Here is a 21,391-nt window from a genome sequence, read left to right as displayed (position 1 = left end):
GGACAAAGTAATGAGCAGCTATGACGTGGTCATCATCGGCGCCGGCCCCGGCGGTTACAACGCCGCCATTCGTGCTGGCCAGTTGGGCCTGAAAGTGGCCTGCGTGGAAGGGCGCGAAACCCTCGGTGGCACCTGCCTGAACGTCGGCTGCATGCCATCCAAGGCGCTGCTGCATGCCTCCGAACTCTACGAGGCGGCTGCCGGCGGAGAGCTGAGTGCGCTGGGGGTGGAGGTCACTCCGACGCTCAACCTGGCGCAGATGATGAAGCAGAAGGCCGATAGCGTCGACGCACTGACCAAGGGGGTGGAATTCCTGTTTCGCAAGAACAAGGTGGAATGGGTCAAGGGCTGGGGGCGCATCGACGGCCCCGGGCGTGTACAGGTCAAACTGAGCGAGGGCGGCGAGCGCCTGCTGGAGACGCAGAACATCGTCATCGCCACCGGCTCCGAGCCGACGCCGTTGCCGGGCGTGGAGATCGACAATGTACGCATCCTCGATTCCACAGGCGCGCTGTCGCTGCCGGAGGTGCCCAAGCATCTGGTGGTAATCGGCGCTGGGGTGATCGGCCTGGAGCTGGGCTCGGTATGGCGTCGCCTGGGTAGCCAGGTGACCGTGGTGGAATACCTCGAGCGCATCTGCCCGGGCCTGGACGGCGAAACCGCCAAGACGCTGCAGCGCACGCTCGGCAAGCAGGGCATGAGCTTCAAGCTGGGCACCAAGGTCACAGGGGCCAAGACCAGCAAGGCGGGCGTCAGTCTGACCCTGGAACCAGCTGCCGGCGGCGCGGCTGAAACCCTGGACGCCGACTACGTGCTGGTGGCCATCGGGCGGCGCCCCTATACCCACGGGCTAGGGCTGGACAGCGTCGGCCTTAACACCGACAAGCGCGGCATGCTCGGCAACGACAAGCACCAGAGCGGCGTACCCGGCGTGTGGGTGATCGGCGACGTCACCTCCGGCCCGATGCTTGCGCACAAGGCCGAGGATGAGGCCGTGGCCTGCATCGAACGCATCGCCGGGCATGCGGCAGAGGTCAACTATGGGGTGATTCCCGGCGTGATCTACACCCGTCCGGAAGTGGCCAGCGTCGGCAAGGGCGAGGAGGAGCTGAAGGCCGAGGGCCGCGCCTACAAGGTCGGCAAGTTCCCCTTCACCGCCAACAGCCGGGCGAAGATCAATCACGAAACCGAAGGCTTCGTGAAGATCCTCGCCGACGCCAACACCGACCAGATTCTCGGCGTGCACATGATCGGTCCGAGCGTGGGCGAGCTGATCGGCGAGTACTGCGTGGCCATGGAGTTTTCCGCTTCGGCCGAGGACATCGCGCTGACCTGCCACCCGCACCCGACTCGTTCGGAGGCCGGGCGTCAGGCGGCGATGGGCGTGCATGGCTGGATGATGCAGGCCTGAGAGGTGCGTGGCTATCGGCCGAGACTGTCGATACTGAGATAGAGCGATAGCCACGGATGCTCGGGTTGGCTGGTTTTGCTTTTTTCGATCAAGGATTGGATGAGTTTGAGCGGCATGGTGTCCGACGCCAGGTCTTCGACTGCGAGGTTCTGCCAACTGCCTGAACCATCCTTGCCAACCACGTAGGCCAGGATGGGTTTGTCCTGGTTATTCAGGTTCTGATACTCCGGCAAGGTTGGCTCCCGGCCGGGGTCGTTGCGTAGCATCGACGCCGCAAAGGCTTCCAGCTCGGTCGCGGGTGGCCAGTTTCGCCAGGCCTTCTCGCCTTCGCTCATGCTGCCGATCAACTGCGCATCTCTGAGATAACTGGTCACCATGAACCAGGGCGCGGAGTCATCCGTTCTTTGCAGTGTCTCACTCAACTCATATGTTTCGTTGCGATGCACCAGATCTCGATTGGTCATTTCCAGAAACGCGACCTGGCGCTCTGCTGTAGTAAACAGTCCTGAGTCATCAAAGGAAATTTTTGAAAGCGTCACTCGATCCAGTGCTGCGAATGGGTTTTCCGCCGAGCGATTGCTATGCAGCTTCTCTTCACCGTAATGATGGCTGAGAAGGTAGTTGGCTGCTTGCTGGGCCAGGACTTGTCGTTCCGGGCTCGGATCCTGGGGAACTTCCTTGAGGAAGTCGGCATTCTTGCCCTGTGCCTTGATCTGCTGGTGGTTGCTTTCCACAAACTCGTCGAAGCCGACCGCCGCGCTGGCCTTGCCCGCGGACTCGTTTTTCAGGAGCAAGGATATCTTCGTGGCGGCGGGCGAGAGGGTTACCTTCACGCCCGTGTCGCTACCGACGGCCTGTGGGCCAGGTGATGACTTGGATGGAGCGGCGTCGCGTTGAATAACGGCGTTAGCCGAGCCCGCCTTGAAGGAGCGGTATGCCAGTAGTCCTTCCACGCTGAAGTGTGTCATGTCCACATCCCTTGGTTTGTGCTGTCCTGCGCGCGCAGCTAGCTGCCGCGCCATGTGATCTAGATCGGCAGTTGGGCGGGCGTCTTGAGGTGCAGTCACTTCTGCAAGCGCTGCTGACGGCGGCAGTCGAGCGGCTTCAGCGATGCGCGCGGGCGCCCTCTGCAGGCGCTGCGTTTGTTCGGATGCAGACGTGTCAGAGCACGTGATTCAGGTTCACCGGCTCGCCCGGCCTGGCGTGCAGCTTGGCGCGAATGTCGGCGAAAATGCGGTCGTACTCCTCGTGACTGCGCATCACCGGGCTGGCCTTGATCGGCAGGCCGTGACGCGCGGCGACGCGGGTGGCGACACTGGCGAAGTTGTAGGCAACATCGCGGTACAGCTCGAATTCTTCCGCGAATGGCTTGCCGTCCACGTCGCCAGCAAGACGCATGTGCAGCATGGGGCCGCGCTCTGGGTCCTGGCGCACGTCATAGTAGAAATCGACCGTGAACGGCGGTGCGTGACGCAGGGAGGCCGGAAGGTCGAGGTTGTCGCGATGCAGATGGCCGGGCGTGAACATGAGTGCATCTCTCAGCGATAGACGATGCAGTTGCAGTCCAGGCTGATGCGTGTGCCGCAATGCCCCTGGACGATGGCCTCGATGTTCTCCAGCGAGCCGATCACCGCGGTGTTGCCGGTATTGCGTGCGAACTCACAGGCGGCCTGCACTTTCGGTCCCATGGAGCCGGCAGCGAAGCCGAGCTTTGCCAGCGCGTCGGGATGGGCTGCAGCAATGGAGTGCTGCGTCGGCTTGCCCCAGTCCATGTAGACGGCGTCGACATCGGTGGCGATCACCAGCAGGTCGGCAGCCAGCTGTTCGGCCAGCAGTGCCGAGCACAGGTCCTTGTCGATCACTGCCTCGACGCCGCGCAACTGCTGGCCGTCGTACATCGTCGGGATGCCACCGCCACCCGCGCAGATCACCACGCTGCCCTTTTCCAGCAGCCATTTGATCGGGCGGATCTCGAAGATGCGCTGCGGCCGTGGGCTGGCCACCACACGGCGGAACTTGTCGCCGTCGGCAGCGATGCTCCAGTCTTTCTCGGCGGCCAGGCGTTGGGCCTGCTCTTTGCTGTAGACCGGGCCGATGGGCTTGCTGGGGTTCTTGAACGCCGGGTCGGCGCCATCCACTTCCACCTGAGTGAGCAGGGTGGCGAAGGGCACTTCGAACGGCAGCAGGTTGCCCAGCTCCTGTTCGATCATATAGCCGATCATGCCTTCGGTCTCGGCGCCGAGTACGTCCAGCGGGTAAGGGTTGGCGGCGTCGAAGGCGTTGCCCTGCAGGGCCAGCAGGCCGACCTGAGGGCCGTTGCCATGGGCGATCACCAGCTCAACGCCTGGCGCCACCTTGGCGATCTGCTGGCAAGCGACGCGCACGTTGTCACGCTGGTTGTCTGCGGTCATGGCTTCGCCGCGACGAAGCAGGGCGTTGCCGCCCAGGGCGATGACGAGTCGCATGTTGTTCTCCTTGGCGTTCGGATTGAATCCGGGGCGTGGTCTGGGCTCGGCGTCGCCGGCCAGACCCTCTCCCCCGGCCCCTCCCCCATTTATGGGAGAGGGGAGACAAGCCCATCCCCGGATTGCATCCGGGCTACGTGAACCTAAATATCAGCCAGAGTGGCCACCAGAATCGCCTTGATGGTGTGCATGCGGTTCTCCGCTTGTTCGAAGGCGATGTTCCAGGGCGACTCGAACACCTCTTCGGTGACCTCGATGCCGTTGGCCAACTGCGGGTGCTTTTCCGCGATCTGTTTGCCAACCTTGGTCTCGCTGTTGTGGAAGGCCGGCAGGCAATGCATGAACTTCACCCGTGGGTTGCCGGCGGCTTTCATGATGTCGGCATTGACCTGGTAGGGCAGCAGTTCCTGGATACGCTCGCCCCAGGCTTCCACCGGCTCGCCCATCGACACCCAGACGTCGGTGTGGACGAAGTCGACGCCCTTGACCGCTTCCTTCGGATCTTCGGTGAACAGCAGGCGCGCGCCGCTTTCCTCGGCGAAGCGCTTGCAGGCGGCGACGTGTTCGTCGCTCGGCCACAGCGCCTTGGGAGCGGCGATGCGCACGTCCATGCCGAGCTTGGCGCCGATCAGCAGCAGCGAGTTGCCCATGTTGTTGCGCGCATCACCGAGGTAGGCGTAGGCGATGTCGTGCAGCGGCTTGTCGCTGTGTTCGCGCATGGTCAGCACGTCGGCGAGCATCTGCGTCGGGTGGTACTCGTCGGTCAGGCCGTTGAACACCGGCACGCCGGCGTAGGTGGCCAGTTCTTCGACGATCTCCTGCTTGAAGCCGCGGTACTCGATGGCGTCGTACATGCGGCCGAGCACGCGGGCGGTGTCCTTCATCGATTCCTTGTGGCCGATCTGCGAGGAGTTGGGGTCGATGTAAGTGACGTTGGCCCCCTGGTCGTAGGCGGCCACCTCGAAGGCGCAGCGGGTGCGGGTGGAGGTCTTCTCGAAGATCAGCGCGATGTTCTTGCGGTGCAGATGTTGCTGCTCGGTGCCGGTGTACTTGGCGCGCTTGAGGTCGCGCGACAGGTCGAGCAGGTAACGCAGCTCGCGGGTGCTGTGGTGCATCAGGCTGAGCAGGTGGCGGTTGTGCATGTTGAACGCCATGGTTCTCTCTCCTTGTGGGCAGTGGAAACACCCCGGCAGCGAGTGACTGCCGGGGTTGGCGGGGTCAGTAATCGATAGGGTCGCGGATGATCGGGCAGGTCATGCAATGGCCGCCGCCACGCCCGCGCCCCAGTTCGCTGGCGCTGATGGTGATGACTTCGACGCCGGCCTTGCGCAGCAGGGTGTTGGTGTAGGTATTGCGGTCGTAGCCGATCACCACCCCCGGCTCCAGGCAGATCACGTTGTTGCCGTCGTCCCACTGCTCGCGCTCGGCCTCGTAGGCGTCACCGCCGGTTTCCACCACGCGCAGCTTGGCCAGGCCGAGCGATTCGGCGACCACCTCGACGAAGGGTTTGTCCTCGCGGCGCACGTCGATGCCGCCGGGGCGGCTCTCGTCCGGGCGCAGGGTGAAGGGCACGATGGAGTTGGCCACTTCCGGGAAGATGGTCACCAGGTCGCGGTCGCAGAAGCTGAACACGGTGTCCAGGTGCATGGCCGCGCGCGAGCGATCGAGGCCGGCGACTATGACCTTGTCCGCCGCGCCCTTGGCGAACAGCGCGCGGGCCACCTGGCCAATGGCCTGGTGCGAGGTGCGTTCGCCCATGCCGATCAGCACGGTGCCGTTGCCGACGGGCATGACGTCGCCGCCTTCCAGCGAGGCCGAGCCGTGATCCTTGTCCGGGTCGCCGTACCAGATCTCGAACTGTTCGCCGGCGAAGTCCGGGTGGAATTTGTAGATGGCGCTGGCCAGCAGGGTTTCCTGGCGGCGCGCCGGCCAGTGCATGGGGTTGAGGGTGACGCCGCCGTAGATCCAGCAGGTGGTGTCACGGGTGAACTGGGTGTTGGGCAGTGGCGGGAAGATGAAGCTGGCTTCGCCCAGGTAGGCGTTGAACATCTTCGCCGCCTCGGATTCCTGGTGCTTGGCCAGGTCGGCGCCGGACACGCCGCCGATGAGGAACTCGGCGATGCGTCGCGGCTCCAGGGACTCGACGAAATCGCGCACTTCCGTGAGCAGGCCGAGGCCGACGCTATTGGCGGTGATCTTGCGGTCGAGGATCCACTGCAGCGCCTGCGGGTCGCGCACCGTCTCCTCGAGCAGGTTGTGCATCTCCACCACCTCGATGCCGCGTTCGCGCATCTTGGTCATGAAGTCGAAGTGATCGCGCTTGGCCTGGGACACCCAGATCACGTCGTCGAACAACAGTTCGTCGCAGTTGGCAGGGGTCAGGCGCAGGTGCGCCAGGCCCGGCGAGCAGACCATCACCTTGTGCAATTTGCCGGCTTCGGAATGAACGCCTAGGGCTTTCTTGGACATGTCGAACTCCTTCTCGTAGAGCGAGTTTTCAGGCTGGCCGGCGCCCCGTCGCGGGCCGCTCATGGCCAGCGGTGTTACAGACTCAGGAAACCGGCATACAGCCCGTAGGCCGCGATGGCGGCGCCGATCAGTACGGCGACGAAAATCAGTTTTTCCAGAGCGGTGAAAACGGGCTGCCCCAGCTCGTGCTTGGCCTTGGCGAAGAGGATCGCGCCGGGGGCGTAGAGCAGCGCCGAGAGCAGCAGGTACTGGATGCCTGCGGCATACAGCAGCCACAGCGCGTACAGGGTGGAGATCAGCGCGATCAGCAGATCCTTGTTGCGCTCGCCGACGGCGCTTGCGTAGGTCTCGCCGCGTATGGCCAGCAGCACCGCATAGGCGCTGGACCAGAAGTACGGCACCAGGATCATCGAAGTGGCCAGGTACAGCAGGCTGAGGTAGGTGGAGGCGCTGAACAGGGTGATGATCAGAAACAGCTGGATCAGCCCGTTGGACAGCCACAGCGCATTGGCCGGAACCTGGTTGGCGTTCTCCTTGCGCAGGAACTCGGGCATGGTGTGGTCGCGGGCGCTGGCGAAGAGAATCTCACCGCACAGCAGCGTCCAGGACAGCAGCGCGCCGGCCAGCGAGACGATCAGGCCGATGGCGATCAGCTGGGCGCCCCAGGGGCCGACCACCTGCTCCAGCACGCTGGCCATGGACGGGTTCTTCAGCCCGGCCAGTTGCGCCTGGGCCAGGATGCCCTGGCTGAGCACGTTGACCAGCACCAGCAGCAGGAGCACGCCGACGAAGCCGATTACCGTGGCCTTGCCGACATCGCTGCGTTTTTCGGCGCGGGCGGAGAAGATGCTCGCACCCTCGATGCCGATGAACACCCAGACGGTGACCAGCATCATGTTGCGCACCTGATCCATCACGCTGCCCAGTTCGGGATTACCAGCGCCCCAGAAGTCCGTGGTGAACACGTCCAGCTTGAAGGCGATGGCGGCGATGATGATGAACAGCGCCAGCGGCAGCATCTTCGCCACCGTGGTCACCGTGTTGATGAAGGCCGCCTCCTTGATCCCACGCAGCACCAGAAAGTGCAGCAGCCAGAGCAGAATCGAGGCGCAGATCACCGCTGGCAGGGTGTTGCCTTCGCCGAATACCGGGAAGAAGTAACCCAGGGTGGAGAACAGCAGCACCAGGTAGCTGACGTTGCCGATCCAGGCGCTGATCCAGTAGCCCCAGGCCGAGGAGAAGCCCATGTAGTCGCCGAAACCGGCCTTGGCATAGGCGTATACGCCGCCGTCGAGTTCGGGCTTGCGGTTGGCCAGGGTCTGGAACACGAATGCCAGAGTCAGCATGCCGACCCCGGTGATCAACCAGCCGATCAGGGTGGCGCCGGCGCTGGCGCTGGCGGCGATATTTTGCGGTAGCGAGAAGATACCGCCGCCAACCATGGAGCCGACGACCAGCGCGACGAGGGCGCCGAGGCGGAGTTTTTGCGTCGAAGCAGACATCTCAATTACCTCCGTGTCACCTGTGGGGACTGAGGTATTGAGCGCGCTTGGCCAGCGCAGCACCCTGATCTGAATCAATGCTCAGGGTTTATCGACACACACCTTTGCGAGCTGCATCGCCGGCTGGGAGTCGTTCGCTGAAGGGGAGGGAGCGGGCGGGGCGGTTGGCCCCGCTCGACGCGCTGGCCGGGTAGGCTGGCGCAGACCCTAAGGTCAAAGGAAGGAGCACGACGCCGGGCGGGTAGCCCCTGCAGGCAGTTGCGTCATGTGGGTACAGCATGCCGTGGAAAGCTTTCAGCCAGCTTTCCACGGCATGACTTATCGATGACCTTGGCGTTTAACCAATGGTCATCAGGCTGGCGTTGCCACCAGCGGCTGCGGTGTTGACGCTCAGGGCGTGTTCCACCAGCAGACGCTCCAGGGCGATGTCGGTCTCGCCCTTGTTCAGGCCGTGCACGCCGATGATCGCGCCCTTGCGCTGCGCCGCTTGTTCGCTCACCGCGCGCAGCTGATCGGAGTCGCCGTGGTGCAGGATGGCGTCCAGCTCCACGTCGACGCTGTTCCAGTCACCCACCAGCCGGATGTGCTTCTGCACCTCCTTCGGCAGTTCGCTGTACAGCGCGCGCTGGCTTTCCAGCCAGATCGCCCGGCTGCCAACGGCCAAGGTGGCAGCCAGCTGCGCCAGCAGATCGCCGCGCTCGTCGGCCAGGTTCAGCACGTGCTCGCGCGGCAGCAGGGTGTAGCTGTTGCGCTCGCCGGTCGGGCCGGTCAGCGTGTGCGCGCTGTAGCTCTGCGACAGGCCGCGATACTGCTCGAACAGCGCGGCGATGGCCGGTTCCTGCTTGCTCGCCCACTCGGCGAAGGCAGCGCGCAGCTTGTCCAGCTCGGTAGGGGCCGGCAGGGCCTGGACCTCGGTCTGTTGCAGGTACTGGGCGACAGCCTCCTGCGGGCGGGTCGAGAGCAGGCGGAACAGGTACAGCGGGCCACCGGCTTTCGGGCCGGTGCCGGACAGACCTTCGCCGCCGAACGGCTGCACGCCGACCACGGCGCCGACCATGTTGCGGTTGACGTACAGGTTGCCGACCTTGGCGGTGCCGACCACCTGGGCGATGGTCTCGTCGATGCGCGTGTGCACGCCGAGGGTCAGGCCATAGCCGCTGTCGTTGATCTGCTGCAGCAGCTTGCCCAGATCGGCGCGCTGGTAGCGCACCACGTGCAGCACCGGGCCGAAGATCTCGCGTTTCATCTCATCGAAGCTGTCCAGCTCGATCAGGGTCGGCACGACGAAGGTGCCGCGCTTGATCTCGTCACCGTTGACGCGCGCCAGTTGGGTGACCTTGCGGCCTTTCTCACGCAGCTTGGCGATATGGGTTTCGATGCCGCTCTTGGCTTCGGCGTCGATCACCGGGCCGATGTCGGTATTGAGGCGCTCCGGGTTGCCGAGGGTGTATTCGGCCATGGCGCCCTTGAGCATGGTCAGCACGCGGTCGGCCACGTCGTCCTGCACGCACAGCACGCGCAGGGCCGAGCAACGCTGGCCGGCGCTGTCGAAGGCGGAGGCGACCACGTCCATCACCACCTGCTCGGTCAGCGCCGAGGAGTCGACGATCATGGCGTTGAGGCCGCCGGTTTCGGCGATCAGCGGAATGGTGCGGCCCTGGGCGTCGAGGCGCCCGGCGATGTTGCGCTGGAGGATGCCGGCCACTTCGGTGGAGCCGGTGAACATCACCCCACGCACGCGCTCGTCACCCACCAGGCGCGCGCCGACGGTTTCGCCACGGCCCGGCAGCAATTGCACGGCACCGGCCGGCACGCCGGCTTCGAGCAGAATGCGCACGGCCTGGGCGGCGATCAGCGGCGTCTGTTCGGCCGGCTTGGCCAGTACGGTGTTGCCGGCGGCCAGTGCGGCGGCCACCTGGCCACTGAAGATCGCCAGGGGAAAGTTCCACGGGCTGATGCACACCACCGGGCCAAGCGGGCGGTGGCTATCGTTGCCGAAGCTGCGTGCCTGGATCGCGTAGTAACGCAGGAAGTCCACCGCCTCGCGCACCTCGGCGATGGCGTTGGCGAAGGTCTTGCCGGACTCGCGCACCAGCAGGCCCATCAATTGCTGCAGCTCGGCTTCCATCAGGTCGGCGGCGCGCTCCAGCACGGCGGCGCGTTCGGCTGGCCGGGTAGATTGCCAGATCTGCCCACTGGCCAGGGCGCAGAGGATGGCGCTGTCGACGTCGGCAATGCTGGCTTCGCGCACGTGGCCGACCAGATCGCGGTGATCGGCCGGGTTGCGCACCGGCTCCGGCTCGCCCGGGTTGGCGCCATCGCAACCGAGCATCGGCTCGGCCAGGTAGTTCAGGTTGGCGGTCGACAGCAACGCCGAGGACAGCGAACCGAGGCGGTGTTCGTTGGCCAGATCCAGGCCGGCGGAGTTGACCCGCTCCTGGCCGTACAGGTCACGCGGCAGGGCGATACGCGGATGCGGCAGGCCAATGCTGCCTTCCTGCGCGGCCATCTGCTCGACCTGTAGCACCGGGTCGAGCACCAGGTCTTTCAGCGAGATGCTGTGGTCGGCGATGCGGTTGACGAAGCTGGTGTTGGCGCCGTTTTCCAGCAGGCGGCGTACCAGGTAGGCCAGCAGGGTTTCGTGGCTGCCGACCGGGGCGTAGATGCGGCACGGACGGTTCAGCTTGCCATCCTTGAGCTTGCCCACCACTTGCTCGTACAGCGGCTCGCCCATGCCGTGCAGGCACTGGAACTCGTACTGGCCCGGGTAGTAGTTCTGCCCGGCCAGGTGGTAGATGGCCGACAGCGAGTGGGCGTTGTGGGTGGCGAACTGCGGGTAGATGGCTTCCGGCGCGGCCAGCAGCTTGCGCGCGCAGGCGATGTAGGAGACATCGGTGTACGGCTTGCGGGTGTACACCGGGTAGCCTTCCAGGCCGTTGACTTGGGCCAGCTTGATTTCGCTGTCCCAGTAGGCGCCTTTCACCAGGCGGATCATCAGGCGGTGACGGCTGCGCTTGGCCAGGTCGATCACATAGTCGATCACGTATGGGCAGCGCTTCTGGTAGGCCTGGATGACGAAACCGATGCCGTTCCAGCCGGCCAGGCTTGGCTCGAAGCACAGGCGTTCGAGCAGATCCAGCGACAGCTCCAGGCGGTCGGCTTCCTCGGCGTCGATGTTGAGGCCGATATCGTACTGCTTGGCCAGTTGGGTCAGGCTCAGCAGGGTCGGGTACAGCTCGTCCATCACCCGCTCGTACTGGGCGCGGCTGTAGCGTGGGTGCAGGGCCGAGAGCTTGATCGAGATGCCCGGGCCTTCGTAGATGCCGCGACCGTGCGAGGCCTTGCCGATGGCGTGGATGGCCTGCTCGTAGGAGGCCAGGTAACGCTTGGCGTCTTCCTCGGTCAGCGCGGCTTCACCGAGCATGTCGTAGGAGTAGCGGAAGCCCCTGGCTTCCAGAGTGGCGGCGTTGGCCAGGGCTTCGGCGATGGTTTCGCCGGTGACGAACTGCTCGCCCATCAGGCGCATGGCCATGTCCACGCCCTTGCGGATCACCGGCTCACCGCTCTTGCCGATGATGCGGTTGAGCGACGAGGTCATGCCGGCCTCGTTGTGGGTGGACACCAGCTTGCCGGTGATCAGCAGGCCCCAGCTCGCCGCGTTGACGAACATCGACGGGCTCTGGCCGAGGTGCTGGCTCCAATTGCCATTGGCGATCTTGTCGCGGATCAGTGCGTCGCGGGTGGCCTTGTCAGGGATGCGCAGCAGGGCTTCGGCCAGGCACATCAGCGCCACGCCTTCCTGCGACGACAGCGAGAACTCCTGCAGCAGACCCTGTACCAGACCCTGGCGGCCGCTGGCGTTCTTCTGATTGCGCAGCTTCTCGGCAATCCCCAGGGCCAGCTTCTGCGAAGCCTCGGCCTGTTCCGGGTTCAGGCGTGCCTGTTCCAGCAGCATCGGCACCACTTCGGTCTCCGGGCGACGGTAGGCACTGGTGATGGCGGCGCGCAGTACCGACTGCGGGAGGATGCTCTCGGCGAAGTCGAGAAACACCTGCAGGCCTTGCTCGGTCAGCGACTCCAGGGCTTCTTCACCGGCTGCGGCAGCCAGGCCGGCATGTTCGGCGGGCGTCAGGCCACTCTCGACTTGCTCCAGATAATTGAAGATCGCCTGCTTGATCATCCAGTGCGGCGTACGGTCGATCTGCGCGGCGGCCTTTTTCAGGCGCTCGCGGGTGGCATCGTCGAGTTTTACGCCAAGCGTGGTAGTAGCCATGGAGAGTCCTACTTATTGTCAGGTTATGCACGGTAGAAAAATTGCCTGGGCAATTTTTGACGTCGCCTGCGACGGCCCGATGCGTTGCCGCCATGATTGGCGGGCAGCAAAAAAGCTGCGGGAGATTAAACCTGCTTTGGTCCTTGGTGCAACTAGGTGCAACCAATTAGATCGTCGCCCCGACGGACGTTCATTCAGCGCTGGATAATGCCGCTCCAGCCCCGGTTTATGCTGGCTTGAGCGGCATGTGGGGTGTTCGCCAGTCTTGACGCGGGCGCTGAGAAACATTCGCCTGATGCGGCGGGTCGATGCGCTGCGCCATGCTGGTGCAACCTCGGTGCTACCCGCGCGCGGTCGCTTGCCAGCGGGATGACCAAGGCGTCGAGCGCTATCGCAACTCGGTAACCTCTATTGAGCATAGACCGCGAGATTGCCGGGGTGTGGTTCCCGGTCGTCGGGCGCGTTGTGCTGGCGTGTTCGTGCAGGGTGGCGGTGACGGTCGGCGGAGGGCGTGATAGAGGCGCAGGGGGGGGCATGCATGCGCCTGGATGGCGGGGGCTTGAACAGCGAATTCGCATAAGTCCGGTAGGCCCTGGATCGCTGGCGCGGCGGCGATCAGGGGCAGGCTGATGCTCAGCGCGGCCGGTGCGGGCGCGGGCAGTAGTCAGTAATCGCAGCCTTCGCCCATGCGCAGGTAGGTCAGTGTGTGCTGCTCACCTTTGGAGTCCAGATAGACCATTTGGGCTTCACCTGTTTCGCAGCCTTGCGGCAAGGTCTGGCTGATGACCTTGGCAATGTCCAGGTGCATGCCGTAGTGGTAATGCTCGGGCGTTTCGGCCTGCGCCAGGGTGGTCGCACAGGCGAGCGCCAATAGATAGACGATACGTTTCATGATGGCCTCGATGTTCGGGAAAAGGGTCGGATCAGCGGCCCGAGGGGCGCCGGTCAGGAGCAGGGCCGGCGCCAGGGAAGCCTGGGTTCAACCGTGCTGATCGGCGTTCTGCGTGCTCGCGGCTTGCGCCTGCTGGGTCGAGGCGCTGTGCGAATGTTGCTGATAGGCCTGCTGGTGGGCGACGAACGCGGGGGACTCTTCGGCGAAGCAGGCTTGAGTGGCGAGCAAGGCGGAAAGGGACAGGGCAGCGGCAGTGATAAGGTTTTTCATGGGGCGATCCTCTTGCGGACTCTTCGTGGGTTCGAAGTCATCCTAGTGAGGCAGCTGAGCCCGAAAAAGCGCGATCCGGGTGAATGACCATTACCTTTTGCGCAACAATCTCTCCGGGCTTGCCCAGTGCTGTGCATCGTCCAGCACCGCCTCGTCGGCGAGCAGCAGCGGTGGCAGTTCGGCCTTGAGAAACTCCACCCAGGTGCGCGTCTTGGCATCGAGGAAGCGTCGCGACGGATACATCGCGTAGATGTTCAGCGCGCGCAGCCGGTGTTGCGGCAGCAGGCGCAGCAGGCGCCCTTCGCGCAGCGGCTGACTGGCGACGAAGGAGGGCAGCAGGCAGAACCCCATGCCGGCCTGGGCCGCCTTGACCAGCGCCTCGGCGACGTTGACCTGGAAGCATTCGGCCGGTAGCGCCTGCAGTGGGTCGTCACTGAAATCCCATTGGCCGCGGTAGAGCGGATCGGTCAGGCGCAGATGGCGATGGCGCTGCAGGTCAGCCGGGTGCTCGGGAATCCCGTATTCAGCCAGGTAGCTGGGGGCTGCGCAGATCACGCTGTGGATCGCCCCCAGGCGCTGCGCGACCAGTTGCGAGTCAGGCAGGTCGCGGGCGAAGGCGATGGTCACGTCATGGCCGTCTTCGAGCAGGTCGGGGGTGCGCTGGGCCAGGGTCAGTTCCACCACGACCTGAGGGTGGTGTTCGGCATAGCGGGCGATCAGTGGGGTGATGTGCTGCAGGCCGAGGCCGGTCATGGTGTGCACGCGCAGGCGGCCGCTGGGTGTCTGGTGGGCGCCGCGGGCTTCGGCGTCGGCCTCGTCGACCTGATCGAGAATCTGCCGGCAGCGTTCCAGGTAGTGCTCGCCGGTTTCGGTCAGGGCCAGGCGTCGCGTGGTGCGTTGCAGCAGGCGTGCCTCAAGGTGCTGCTCCAGGTCGGCGATCAGCCGTGACACCTGCGCGGTGGACAGGTCGAGTGTCTGGGCCGCGGCGGTGAAGCTGCCGCGCTCGACCACCTGAACGAACACGCGCATTGCATGCAAGGTATCCATTGTTGCTCCTGGCGTAATGAGCCAGGCGCATTATGCGCGATTACAGCGCGCCCAGGATCAGTTGCGCGGCCACCGCGAACATCATCGCCGCCACGCCCAGGTCGATCAGGCGCCAGGTCAGCGGTCTGGCCAGCCAGGGCGCAAGCCACGCGGCACCGAGGGCCAGCGCACTGAACCAGAGCAGCGAGGCGCTAGCGGCTCCCGCTGCATAGGCGCCTGGCTCGGGCTGCTGGGCGCCGAGCGAACCGATCAGCAACACGGTATCCAGATAGACATGCGGGTTGAGCAGGGTGACCGCCAGGGCCGCGAGCAGCACGGCGCGCAATGAGCGTGGTTCACTGCCGGCCGCCTGCAACGATTGCGGCCGTGCGGCGCGCAGCAGCGCCTGGCTGCCGTACCAGATCAGAAACGCGGCGCCGCCCCAGCGGGCGATGGCCAGCAAGGTCGGACTCTGCGCCAGCAGCGTGGCCAGGCCGAACACGCCGGCAGCGACCAGAATCGCATCGCAGAGGATGCACAGGGCGGCTACGGGCAGATGGTGTTCACGGCGCAGGCTCTGCGCCAGGACGAAGGCGTTCTGCGCGCCGATGGCCATGATCAGGCCGATGGCGACCAGCAGGCCGTTGCTGTAGCTCTGCCACATCACGCCGGCTCCGGCATGGACGCTGCCGACAGGGCGCGCAGGGTGGACAGCGCCTTTTCGGCGCGCTCGCTGGGGACGAAGAGGTGGTCGTGGTGAAAGCCGGCGACCACGTTGCAGCTGATTCCTGCCTGCGCCAGGGCGGCGGAGAAGGAGGCGGTCAGCCCGACGGCCGCCAGTGACGAGTGCACCTGCAGGGTGATCCAGGCCGCGATGTAGTCATAGTGCAGGCCATGGGCGTCTGCGCTTTCGCGGGTCAGCACCAGGCTCAGGCCTTCGGCTTCGCGCAGGCTGGCGATTGGTTGCAGGGCGCGGCAGTCATGCTCGACCGGGACGCAGCAGAACACGTACTGACCTGGGTTGAGCTGCGGCGTCATGCTGCGCAGCAGGCGCGCGAGGTTGGTTTCGCCGGACATTGCGGGCTCCTGATTGGGCTGAATGCTGGCGAGTCTGCGGCGTCTGGATGTATAAGAGAAACCAATATTGCTGATCACTCATTAGGAAAATCGATTGTTCGATTACAAGCTTCTTGCCGCTCTGGCGGCGGTGGTGGAGCAGGCTGGCTTCGAGCGCGCGGCGCAGGTGCTGGGGCTGTCGCAGTCGGCGGTGTCGCAGCGCATCAAGCTGCTCGAAGCGCGGGTCGGCCAGCCGGTGCTGGTGCGTGCCACGCCACCGGCGCCCACCGAGATCGGGCGGCGCCTGCTCAACCACGTGCAGCAGGTGCGTCTGCTCGAACGCGACCTGCAGGGCCAGGTTCCAGGGTTGGACGAGCAGGCCTTGCCCGAGCGCCTGCGCATCGCCATCAATGCCGACAGCCTGGCGACCTGGTGGGCGGCGGCGACGGCCGCGTTCTGCGCCAGCCAGCAGGTGCTGATGGAACTGGTGGTGGAGGACCAGGAGGTCGGCCTCAAGCGCATGCGCGCGGGCGAAGTAGCTGGCTGCGTGTGTGCTGCCGAGCGTCCGGTGGCGGGGGCGCGCAGCCTGGCGCTGGGCGCGATGCGTTATCGCGCGCTGGCCAGCCCGGTCTTCATCGCCCGGCATTTTGCCGGCGGCGTCACTGCCGAGGCACTGGCACGTGCGCCGGCCATCGTCTACGGCCCGGATGATCAACTGCAGCATCGCTATCTGGCAGGCCTCGGTGTCTCGGGGGCCTTCGCCTATCACCTGTGCCCGTCGTCCGAAGGTTTCGTACGTATGACCGAAGGCGGCCTCGGCTGGGGCCTGGTGCCGGAATTGCAGGTGCGTGAGGAGCGGGCCAGCGGCAGGCTGGTGGACCTGGTACCCGAGCGCTGCATCGATGTGCCGTTGTACTGGCACCACTGGCGCAATGGCGGAGAGTTGCTCAGCGAACTGACCCAACAGCTGCGTCTTCACTCTGCCTCGGTGCTGGTGCCGTTGCACCCATGAGCGGCCCGCAGGGTCGTAGTGATGGCCGCCGCCGACAGCGCGCCACGACGATGGCGCTGCTAGAGTGCGGCAATGACAAGAATCCAGGGTAGGGGATGGCGATGAAGATTCTGGTCACCGGCGCGAGTGGCTTCATCGGTGGGCGCTTCGCTCGTTTCGCGCTCGAGCAGGGGCTGGCCGTGCGGGTCAACGGTCGCCGCGCCGAAGGCGTGCAGCACCTGATCAAGCGCGGCGCCGAATTCGTTTCAGGTGACCTTGCCGACGAGGAGTTGGCGCAGGCGCTGTGCCGGGATGTCGAGGCGGTGGTGCATTGCGCCGGAGCGGTTGGCGTGTGGGGCGACTACGCGCATTTTCATCAGGCCAACGTCACCCTCACCGAAAACATCGTCGACGCCTGCCTCAAGCAGAAGGTCCGGCGCCTGGTGCATCTGTCCTCGCCATCGATCTACTTCGACGGAAAGTCCCATGTCGATATCCGCGAGGAGCAGGTGCCCAAACGCTTCTCCGATCACTACGGCAAGACCAAATACCTGGCCGAACAGCAGGTGTTCGCCGCGCAGGAGTTCGGTCTCGAGGTCATTGCCTTGCGTCCGCGCTTCGTCACCGGTGCAGGCGATACCAGCATCTTCCCAAGATTGATCGGCATGCAGCGCAAGGGCCGCCTGGCGATCATCGGCAATGGCCTGAACAAGGTCGACTTCACCAGCGTGCACAACCTCAACGATGCCTTGTTCAGCTCGTTGCAGGTTGGCGATGCCGCGCTTGGCCAGGTGTACAACATCAGCAACGGCGCCCCGGTGCCGTTGTGGGACGTGGTCAATTACGTGTTGCGGCGCCTGCAGTTGCCCGCGGTGACGCGGCATGTGCCGTTGCCGCTGGCCTATGCGGCAGCGACGCTCAATGAAGGTGTGTGTCGGGTGCTGCCGGGGCGGCCGGAGCCGAGCCTGTTTCGCCTGGGTGTGGCGGTGATGGCCAGGGATTTCTCCCTGAACATCGACCGCGCCCGCGATCTGCTCGACTACGAACCCAGGGCCAGCCTGTGGGATGCGCTGGATGAATTCTGCACCTGGTGGCAGGCGCAGATGGGGTCTCAGGCGTAGATGCGCTGCCCGCGATAGACGCGCACCGAGCTGGTAGGCGCGCCGGACTGTAGCCCGGCCGCTGCCAGTGCAGTGACCGTCGCGCGCTGCGGTTGATCGGACAATTGCGCCAGGCGCTGACCGAGGCGGCGGGTTTCTTCATCTGCTGACTTCATGCTGCCATCGAGCATGGCGTCGATCGCGTCCACCTGGCTCAGGCGAATGTCCATGGCCTGCTCGTCACGCAGGCGACGACGCAGCGCTTTCATGCAGTCCAGCACTTCTTTGTTCAGTTCCATTGCCACTTCCCCCGTTTGCTTGAGGGGTCACGGAATCGGGCCTTCCTCGCCATCCGTAACCGCGCCAGCCTTCATCCTGCGACTGGAACTCTTTTTTGTGCGTTGCAGAACTTTCAGGCCGCCTGCTGGCTCGTTAGCGACGCTCTACCGGCGTGTTCGCGACAGGAGAAAAGCAAAGTGCGTACCAGTTCATGTTTTGCGGAACTGCTGGGTTGCAGACGAGTCGATGGCCCTGTCGCGCCCTTCGTCGGTGCGTCGCGCACCTGCTTGGCGCGACGCTGATGGTGTAGTGGCGAATCGGTATACTGCGCGGCATTTCCGTTTCTTCGCTCCAAACCATAGGTCCGACCATGCGTAACGACGCCAACGACGAGCTCGACAACCTGCCCAGCCTGACCCCGGACCGCCGTGAGGAGTTTGTCGAACCGCGCGACGAGCCAGCGCCGCGCAGCAGCCGCCCCAGCGCCAGCAAGGCGCCTGTGCTCAAGGGTGCCAGCACCGGGCCGCTGTGGGCGCTGGTTGGCGCTTTGAGTTTCGCCCTGGCAGGCCTGGGTTGGTGGAGCCTGCAGCAGATCGGCATGATGGAGCAGCGCCTGGTGGCGACCCAGGAAAGCTTCGCGCGCATCAGCGAGGAAGCGGCCGGACGTATTCAGGATATTTCCGGCAAGGTGGTGGCGACCGAGTCCAGCGTCACCACTGGCAGCGAGGCGCTCAAGCTGCAGGTCAAGCAGCTGGAAACGCGCCTGGCCGAGCTGGGCAAGCAGCAACAGCAGAGCGCTAGCGCGCAGGCTGCGCTGGACAAGCGGGTGGAGCAACTGGGCAGCGAGCTCAAGAGTGGCATCGCTGCCAGTGCCGATTTCGACAAGCGTCTGCAAACGCTGACCAGCGAGCAGGCGGCGCTGAAGTCTGCGCAGGGCGATGCCAAGGCCACCGAGGCTGAGCTGGCCAAGCTCGACAGTCGTATCAAGGCCCTCGGCGGCGATATCGATGCGCTGAAAAAACAGGGCAACCCGGCCCAGGCCATTCGCAGCCTGGAACAGGACCTGCTGGTACTGCGCAGCGAGCTGGACAATCGCCCGGCCCCGAGCGCCGGCCCCAACACCGCCGAGTTCGATGCCTTTCGCGCGCAGATGACGCGCAACATCAACACCCTGCAGAGTCAGGTGGTGAACCTGCAGCAGCAGATCAATCAGCGCTGATTGCCATTACCTCGATAAACCAACGCCCCGCAATGCGGGGCGTTTTTGTTTGCTCGTGGCTAAAGCCCTTCCCACAGGTGTCATGCCCGGGGAGGGGCTTGTCTGACGATTACAGGCGCGGATAGTCGATGTAGCCGACCGGGCCGGAACCGTAGAAGGTTTCCGGGTGCGGCTCGTTCAGCGCGGCATCCTGCTGCAGGCGCTCTGGCAGGTCAGGGTTGGCGATGAAGGGGATGCCGAAGGCCACGGCATCGGCGTTGCCTTCTGCCAGCCAGGCATTGGCCTGATCCTTGGTGAAGCGCTCGTTGGCGATGAACACGCCGCCGAATGCTTTCTTCAGTTGCGGGGTCAGGCTGTCATCGCCAGCCTTTTCGCGGGCACAGATGAAGGCGATGCCGCGTTTGCCCAGTTCCCGGGCAACGTAGCCGAAGGTTTCGGCGCGGTTGGCGTCGCCCATGTCATGGGCATCGGCACGCGGCGCCAGGTGCACGCCGACGCGGCCGGCGCCCCACACGGAAATCGCCGCATCGGTCACCTCCAGTAGCAGGCGCGCACGGTTCTCGACGCTGCCGCCATAGCGGTCGGTGCGCTGGTTGGTGCTGCTCTGCAGAAACTGGTCGAGCAGGTAACCGTTGGCACCGTGGATTTCCACGCCATCGAAGCCAGCGGCCAAGGCGTTTTCCGCGCCCTGACGATACGCCTCGACGATATCGGCGATCTCTTCGGTTTCCAGTGCGCGCGGGGTGACGTAGTCCTTGAGCGGACGCACCAGGCTGACATGGCCGGCCGGCTGGATCGCGCTCGGCGCGACCGGCAGTTCGCCGTTCAGATAGGTCGGATCGGAGATGCGCCCGACGTGCCACAGCTGCAGCACGATCTTGCCGCCGTTGGCGTGCACGGCCTGGGTGATGTTGCTCCAGCCGCGAACCTGCTCGTCGGACCAGATGCCGGGGGTGTCCGGATACCCCACGCCCATCGGCGTGACGGAGGTGGCTTCGCTGATGATCAGGCCGGCCGAGGCGCGTTGGGTGTAGTACTCGGCCATCAGCGCGTTGGGCAAGCGCCCTTCATCGGCGCGGCAGCGGGTCAGCGGCGCCATGATGATGCGGTTGTTCAGTTGCAGATCGCCGATCTGAATGGGGTCGAACAGTGTGGGCATGGTGGTTTCTCCGAAGGAAAGGTCAAATCACAGTTGCTGGCCGAGGCGCTCGACGAACGTCTGGATCAGCTCGTCGTTGCGCTTGAAAAAGTGCCATTGGCCGACCTTGCGGCTGGTCACCAGACCAGCGCGCTGCAGGGTGGTCAAATGGGCGGAAACGGTGGATTGCGACAGCCCGGTACGCTGGAAGATCTTGCCGGCGCACACACCGATTTCCAGCGGATGATCCTGTGCGGCGAAGTGGCGTTCGGGCTCCTTCAGCCAATCGAGGATGTCGCGGCGTGCCGGATGGGCGAGGGCCTTGATGATGGCGTCGAGGTCGATTTCCATGGTGGTGTCGGTCCGTATCGTCATGTGGCGAACCTTATATCGTCTCTGAGCGATATACAGATCGATTGTTCCAATAGTCTCCATCGACGGCTTCGATTGTCCTGGCGTCGGCGTTAAGCTCGGGGCATGAACTACCTCGCCCATCTGCATCTTGGCGGCGACGCGCCGCCGCAACTGCTTGGCAGCCTCTATGGCGATTTCGTCAAAGGCCCACTGAACGGGGCCTGGCCGGCGCCCATCGAGGCGGCCATTCGCCTGCACCGGCGCATCGATGCCTTTACCGACAGTCACCCGCTGCAGGCGCGTGCCCGCGCCCGCTTTCCCGTCGAGCGGCGGCGCATGGCCGGCATGCTGCTGGACCTGTTCTTCGACCATTGTCTGGCCCGCGACTGGCCGAGCTACGCGCTGCAGCCGCTGGATCACTTCACCGAGCGGGTCTATCAGGTGCTGGCGGCCGAGCCCGAACTGCCGGGACGCCTGGCGCTGATGGCGCCACGCATGGCCGCGCAGGACTGGCTGGGCAGCTACCGCGAGTTCGCGGTGCTGGAGCAGGTTATCGCCGGCATGCAGCGGCGCCTGTCCAAACCGCAGTTGCTCGACGGCAGCCTGAGCGAGCTGGAGCGGTTGTATGAACCGCTCAGCGAGGACTTCCGCGCTTTCTATCCCGAGCTGATGGCCTTCGCTGCCGCCGAGCTGGCCGCGAGCAAGCCATAGTTCGGATGCAATCCGGCGCTTTGCCCGCATTGATCAGTACTCAAACCCTCGCGCCGACCTGCCGTTGCCTGGCGGCGGCCACGCTCCCAAGCGTCGCCGCGCCGGGCAGCGAGCGTTTTTGTGCAGTCAATCCGGGCCGGGCGTGGTCACTATTTCAAAGGGGGCCGGATCGGCATGCATCACCTGCGCTGAGCGGGGCGTTATCGCCGATGGTTCTGGCTGCCCTGGAGCGCTT

At 64.9% G+C, this 21,391-nt stretch carries 20 protein-coding genes; 5 read left to right on the top strand and 15 right to left on the bottom strand.

The window, feature by feature from the left end; translation table 11 throughout:
- Positions 1–10: 10 nt before the first annotated feature.
- Positions 11–1,411, top strand: coding sequence for a dihydrolipoyl dehydrogenase (gene lpdA, locus ACN8M7_RS00580; RefSeq protein WP_490259428.1), 1,401 nt, complete (start codon positions 11–13; stop codon positions 1,409–1,411).
- Positions 1,412–1,422: 11 nt separating this feature from the next.
- Here the strand turns inward: lpdA and ACN8M7_RS00575 are convergent, their stop codons facing one another.
- From ACN8M7_RS00575 to ACN8M7_RS00520, 12 genes are all read right to left on the bottom strand, one after another.
- Positions 1,423–2,379: a hypothetical protein gene (locus tag ACN8M7_RS00575; RefSeq protein ID WP_490259427.1), complete on the bottom strand. Its 957-nt coding sequence runs from the start codon at positions 2,377–2,379 to the stop codon at positions 1,423–1,425.
- A 193-nt stretch (positions 2,380–2,572) separates the two neighbouring features.
- Positions 2,573–2,938 carry a DUF5064 family protein gene (locus ACN8M7_RS00570; RefSeq protein ID WP_061242030.1) on the bottom strand — a complete coding sequence of 122 codons (366 nt, stop codon included), beginning with the start codon at positions 2,936–2,938 and terminating at the stop codon, positions 2,573–2,575.
- An 11-nt stretch (positions 2,939–2,949) separates the two neighbouring features.
- Positions 2,950–3,876, bottom strand: a complete 927-nt coding sequence (gene arcC / locus ACN8M7_RS00565; RefSeq protein ID WP_490259426.1) for a carbamate kinase — start codon at positions 3,874–3,876, stop codon at positions 2,950–2,952.
- Positions 3,877–4,019: 143 nt separating this feature from the next.
- Positions 4,020–5,030 (bottom strand): ornithine carbamoyltransferase, encoded by a 1,011-nt coding sequence (locus ACN8M7_RS00560; RefSeq protein WP_490259425.1) that lies wholly within the window; start codon positions 5,028–5,030, stop codon positions 4,020–4,022.
- A 64-nt stretch (positions 5,031–5,094) separates the two neighbouring features.
- A complete protein-coding gene (gene arcA, locus ACN8M7_RS00555; protein ID WP_490259424.1) occupies positions 5,095–6,345 on the bottom strand; it encodes an arginine deiminase in 1,251 nt (416 codons plus the stop codon).
- 74 nt (positions 6,346–6,419) lie between these two features.
- Positions 6,420–7,847 (bottom strand): arginine-ornithine antiporter, encoded by a 1,428-nt coding sequence (gene arcD / locus ACN8M7_RS00550; protein ID WP_490259423.1) that lies wholly within the window; start codon positions 7,845–7,847, stop codon positions 6,420–6,422.
- 337 nt (positions 7,848–8,184) lie between these two features.
- Positions 8,185–12,120, bottom strand: a complete 3,936-nt coding sequence (gene putA, locus ACN8M7_RS00545) for a trifunctional transcriptional regulator/proline dehydrogenase/L-glutamate gamma-semialdehyde dehydrogenase (RefSeq protein ID WP_490259422.1) — start codon at positions 12,118–12,120, stop codon at positions 8,185–8,187.
- A gap of 664 nt (positions 12,121–12,784) precedes the next feature.
- The gene (locus tag ACN8M7_RS00540; protein WP_490259421.1) at positions 12,785–13,012 is read right to left on the bottom strand and encodes a DUF2790 domain-containing protein; all 228 of its coding nucleotides are present in this window, start codon (positions 13,010–13,012) and stop codon (positions 12,785–12,787) included.
- Positions 13,013–13,099: 87 nt separating this feature from the next.
- Positions 13,100–13,282, bottom strand: a complete 183-nt coding sequence (locus tag ACN8M7_RS00535) for a hypothetical protein (protein ID WP_490259420.1) — start codon at positions 13,280–13,282, stop codon at positions 13,100–13,102.
- A 90-nt stretch (positions 13,283–13,372) separates the two neighbouring features.
- Entirely contained in the window at positions 13,373–14,329 is a 957-nt protein-coding gene (locus ACN8M7_RS00530) for a LysR family transcriptional regulator (protein ID WP_490259419.1), read from the bottom strand.
- A 40-nt stretch (positions 14,330–14,369) separates the two neighbouring features.
- Complete coding sequence (locus ACN8M7_RS00525; RefSeq protein ID WP_490259418.1) at positions 14,370–14,972, bottom strand: LysE/ArgO family amino acid transporter; 603 nt, start codon at positions 14,970–14,972, stop codon at positions 14,370–14,372.
- Positions 14,972–15,385: an ACT domain-containing protein gene (locus tag ACN8M7_RS00520; protein WP_490259417.1), complete on the bottom strand. Its 414-nt coding sequence runs from the start codon at positions 15,383–15,385 to the stop codon at positions 14,972–14,974. Before ACN8M7_RS00520 ends, ACN8M7_RS00525 begins: the two co-directional genes overlap by 1 nt.
- A 94-nt stretch (positions 15,386–15,479) precedes the next feature.
- On the opposite strand from ACN8M7_RS00520, the gene ACN8M7_RS00515 reads away from it, so the two are divergent.
- Together ACN8M7_RS00515 and ACN8M7_RS00510 are read left to right on the top strand one after the other, a co-directional pair.
- A complete protein-coding gene (locus tag ACN8M7_RS00515) occupies positions 15,480–16,376 on the top strand; it encodes a LysR family transcriptional regulator ArgP (RefSeq protein ID WP_490259416.1) in 897 nt (298 codons plus the stop codon).
- A 101-nt stretch (positions 16,377–16,477) separates the two neighbouring features.
- The gene (locus ACN8M7_RS00510; protein WP_490259415.1) at positions 16,478–17,476 is read left to right on the top strand and encodes an NAD-dependent epimerase/dehydratase family protein; all 999 of its coding nucleotides are present in this window, start codon (positions 16,478–16,480) and stop codon (positions 17,474–17,476) included.
- Here ACN8M7_RS00510 and ACN8M7_RS00505 read toward each other — a convergent pair.
- Positions 17,467–17,754 carry a hypothetical protein gene (locus tag ACN8M7_RS00505; RefSeq protein ID WP_490259414.1) on the bottom strand — a complete coding sequence of 96 codons (288 nt, stop codon included), beginning with the start codon at positions 17,752–17,754 and terminating at the stop codon, positions 17,467–17,469. The two genes, ACN8M7_RS00510 and ACN8M7_RS00505, sit on opposite strands and share 10 nt — an antisense overlap.
- Positions 17,755–18,104: 350 nt before the next feature.
- Between ACN8M7_RS00505 and ACN8M7_RS00500 the strand changes: the two genes are divergently transcribed.
- Positions 18,105–18,953, top strand: a complete 849-nt coding sequence (locus tag ACN8M7_RS00500) for an ATPase (protein WP_490259413.1) — start codon at positions 18,105–18,107, stop codon at positions 18,951–18,953.
- A 109-nt stretch (positions 18,954–19,062) separates the two neighbouring features.
- Here the strand turns inward: ACN8M7_RS00500 and ACN8M7_RS00495 are convergent, their stop codons facing one another.
- Together ACN8M7_RS00495 and ACN8M7_RS00490 are read right to left on the bottom strand one after the other, a co-directional pair.
- A complete protein-coding gene (locus ACN8M7_RS00495; protein WP_490259412.1) occupies positions 19,063–20,112 on the bottom strand; it encodes an alkene reductase in 1,050 nt (349 codons plus the stop codon).
- 27 nt (positions 20,113–20,139) lie between these two features.
- Positions 20,140–20,442 (bottom strand): ArsR/SmtB family transcription factor, encoded by a 303-nt coding sequence (locus tag ACN8M7_RS00490; RefSeq protein ID WP_061242160.1) that lies wholly within the window; start codon positions 20,440–20,442, stop codon positions 20,140–20,142.
- Positions 20,443–20,568: 126 nt separating this feature from the next.
- On the opposite strand from ACN8M7_RS00490, the gene ACN8M7_RS00485 reads away from it, so the two are divergent.
- Positions 20,569–21,156: an acyl carrier protein phosphodiesterase gene (locus tag ACN8M7_RS00485; RefSeq protein ID WP_490259411.1), complete on the top strand. Its 588-nt coding sequence runs from the start codon at positions 20,569–20,571 to the stop codon at positions 21,154–21,156.
- Positions 21,157–21,391 lie beyond the last annotated feature (235 nt).

It is taken from the genome of Pseudomonas spartinae, assembly GCF_965197125.1.
Classification (GTDB): domain Bacteria; phylum Pseudomonadota; class Gammaproteobacteria; order Pseudomonadales; family Pseudomonadaceae; genus Aquipseudomonas; species Aquipseudomonas composti_A.
The sequence above is the reverse complement of the archived record's forward strand: the minus strand, read 5'-3'. Positions and strand labels throughout refer to the sequence as shown.

Coding starts and splice junctions, on each gene's coding strand:
- ACN8M7_RS00510 (WP_490259415.1), top strand. CDS start 16,478: ATGAAGATTCTGGTCACCGGCGCGAGTGGCTTCATCGGTGGGCGCTTC.
- ACN8M7_RS00525 (WP_490259418.1), bottom strand. CDS start 14,972: ATGTGGCAGAGCTACAGCAACGGCCTGCTGGTCGCCATCGGCCTGATC.
- ACN8M7_RS00530 (WP_490259419.1), bottom strand. CDS start 14,329: ATGGATACCTTGCATGCAATGCGCGTGTTCGTTCAGGTGGTCGAGCGC.
- arcD (WP_490259423.1), bottom strand. CDS start 7,847: ATGTCTGCTTCGACGCAAAAACTCCGCCTCGGCGCCCTCGTCGCGCTG.
- ACN8M7_RS00485 (WP_490259411.1), top strand. CDS start 20,569: ATGAACTACCTCGCCCATCTGCATCTTGGCGGCGACGCGCCGCCGCAA.
- ACN8M7_RS00575 (WP_490259427.1), bottom strand. CDS start 2,379: ATGACACACTTCAGCGTGGAAGGACTACTGGCATACCGCTCCTTCAAG.
- ACN8M7_RS00520 (WP_490259417.1), bottom strand. CDS start 15,385: ATGTCCGGCGAAACCAACCTCGCGCGCCTGCTGCGCAGCATGACGCCG.
- putA (WP_490259422.1), bottom strand. CDS start 12,120: ATGGCTACTACCACGCTTGGCGTAAAACTCGACGATGCCACCCGCGAG.
- arcA (WP_490259424.1), bottom strand. CDS start 6,345: ATGTCCAAGAAAGCCCTAGGCGTTCATTCCGAAGCCGGCAAATTGCAC.
- ACN8M7_RS00570 (WP_061242030.1), bottom strand. CDS start 2,938: ATGTTCACGCCCGGCCATCTGCATCGCGACAACCTCGACCTTCCGGCC.
- ACN8M7_RS00505 (WP_490259414.1), bottom strand. CDS start 17,754: ATGGAACTGAACAAAGAAGTGCTGGACTGCATGAAAGCGCTGCGTCGT.
- arcC (WP_490259426.1), bottom strand. CDS start 3,876: ATGCGACTCGTCATCGCCCTGGGCGGCAACGCCCTGCTTCGTCGCGGC.
- ACN8M7_RS00560 (WP_490259425.1), bottom strand. CDS start 5,030: ATGGCGTTCAACATGCACAACCGCCACCTGCTCAGCCTGATGCACCAC.
- ACN8M7_RS00535 (WP_490259420.1), bottom strand. CDS start 13,282: ATGAAAAACCTTATCACTGCCGCTGCCCTGTCCCTTTCCGCCTTGCTC.
- ACN8M7_RS00490 (WP_061242160.1), bottom strand. CDS start 20,442: ATGGAAATCGACCTCGACGCCATCATCAAGGCCCTCGCCCATCCGGCA.
- ACN8M7_RS00500 (WP_490259413.1), top strand. CDS start 18,105: ATGCGTAACGACGCCAACGACGAGCTCGACAACCTGCCCAGCCTGACC.
- ACN8M7_RS00495 (WP_490259412.1), bottom strand. CDS start 20,112: ATGCCCACACTGTTCGACCCCATTCAGATCGGCGATCTGCAACTGAAC.
- lpdA (WP_490259428.1), top strand. CDS start 11: ATGAGCAGCTATGACGTGGTCATCATCGGCGCCGGCCCCGGCGGTTAC.
- ACN8M7_RS00540 (WP_490259421.1), bottom strand. CDS start 13,012: ATGAAACGTATCGTCTATCTATTGGCGCTCGCCTGTGCGACCACCCTG.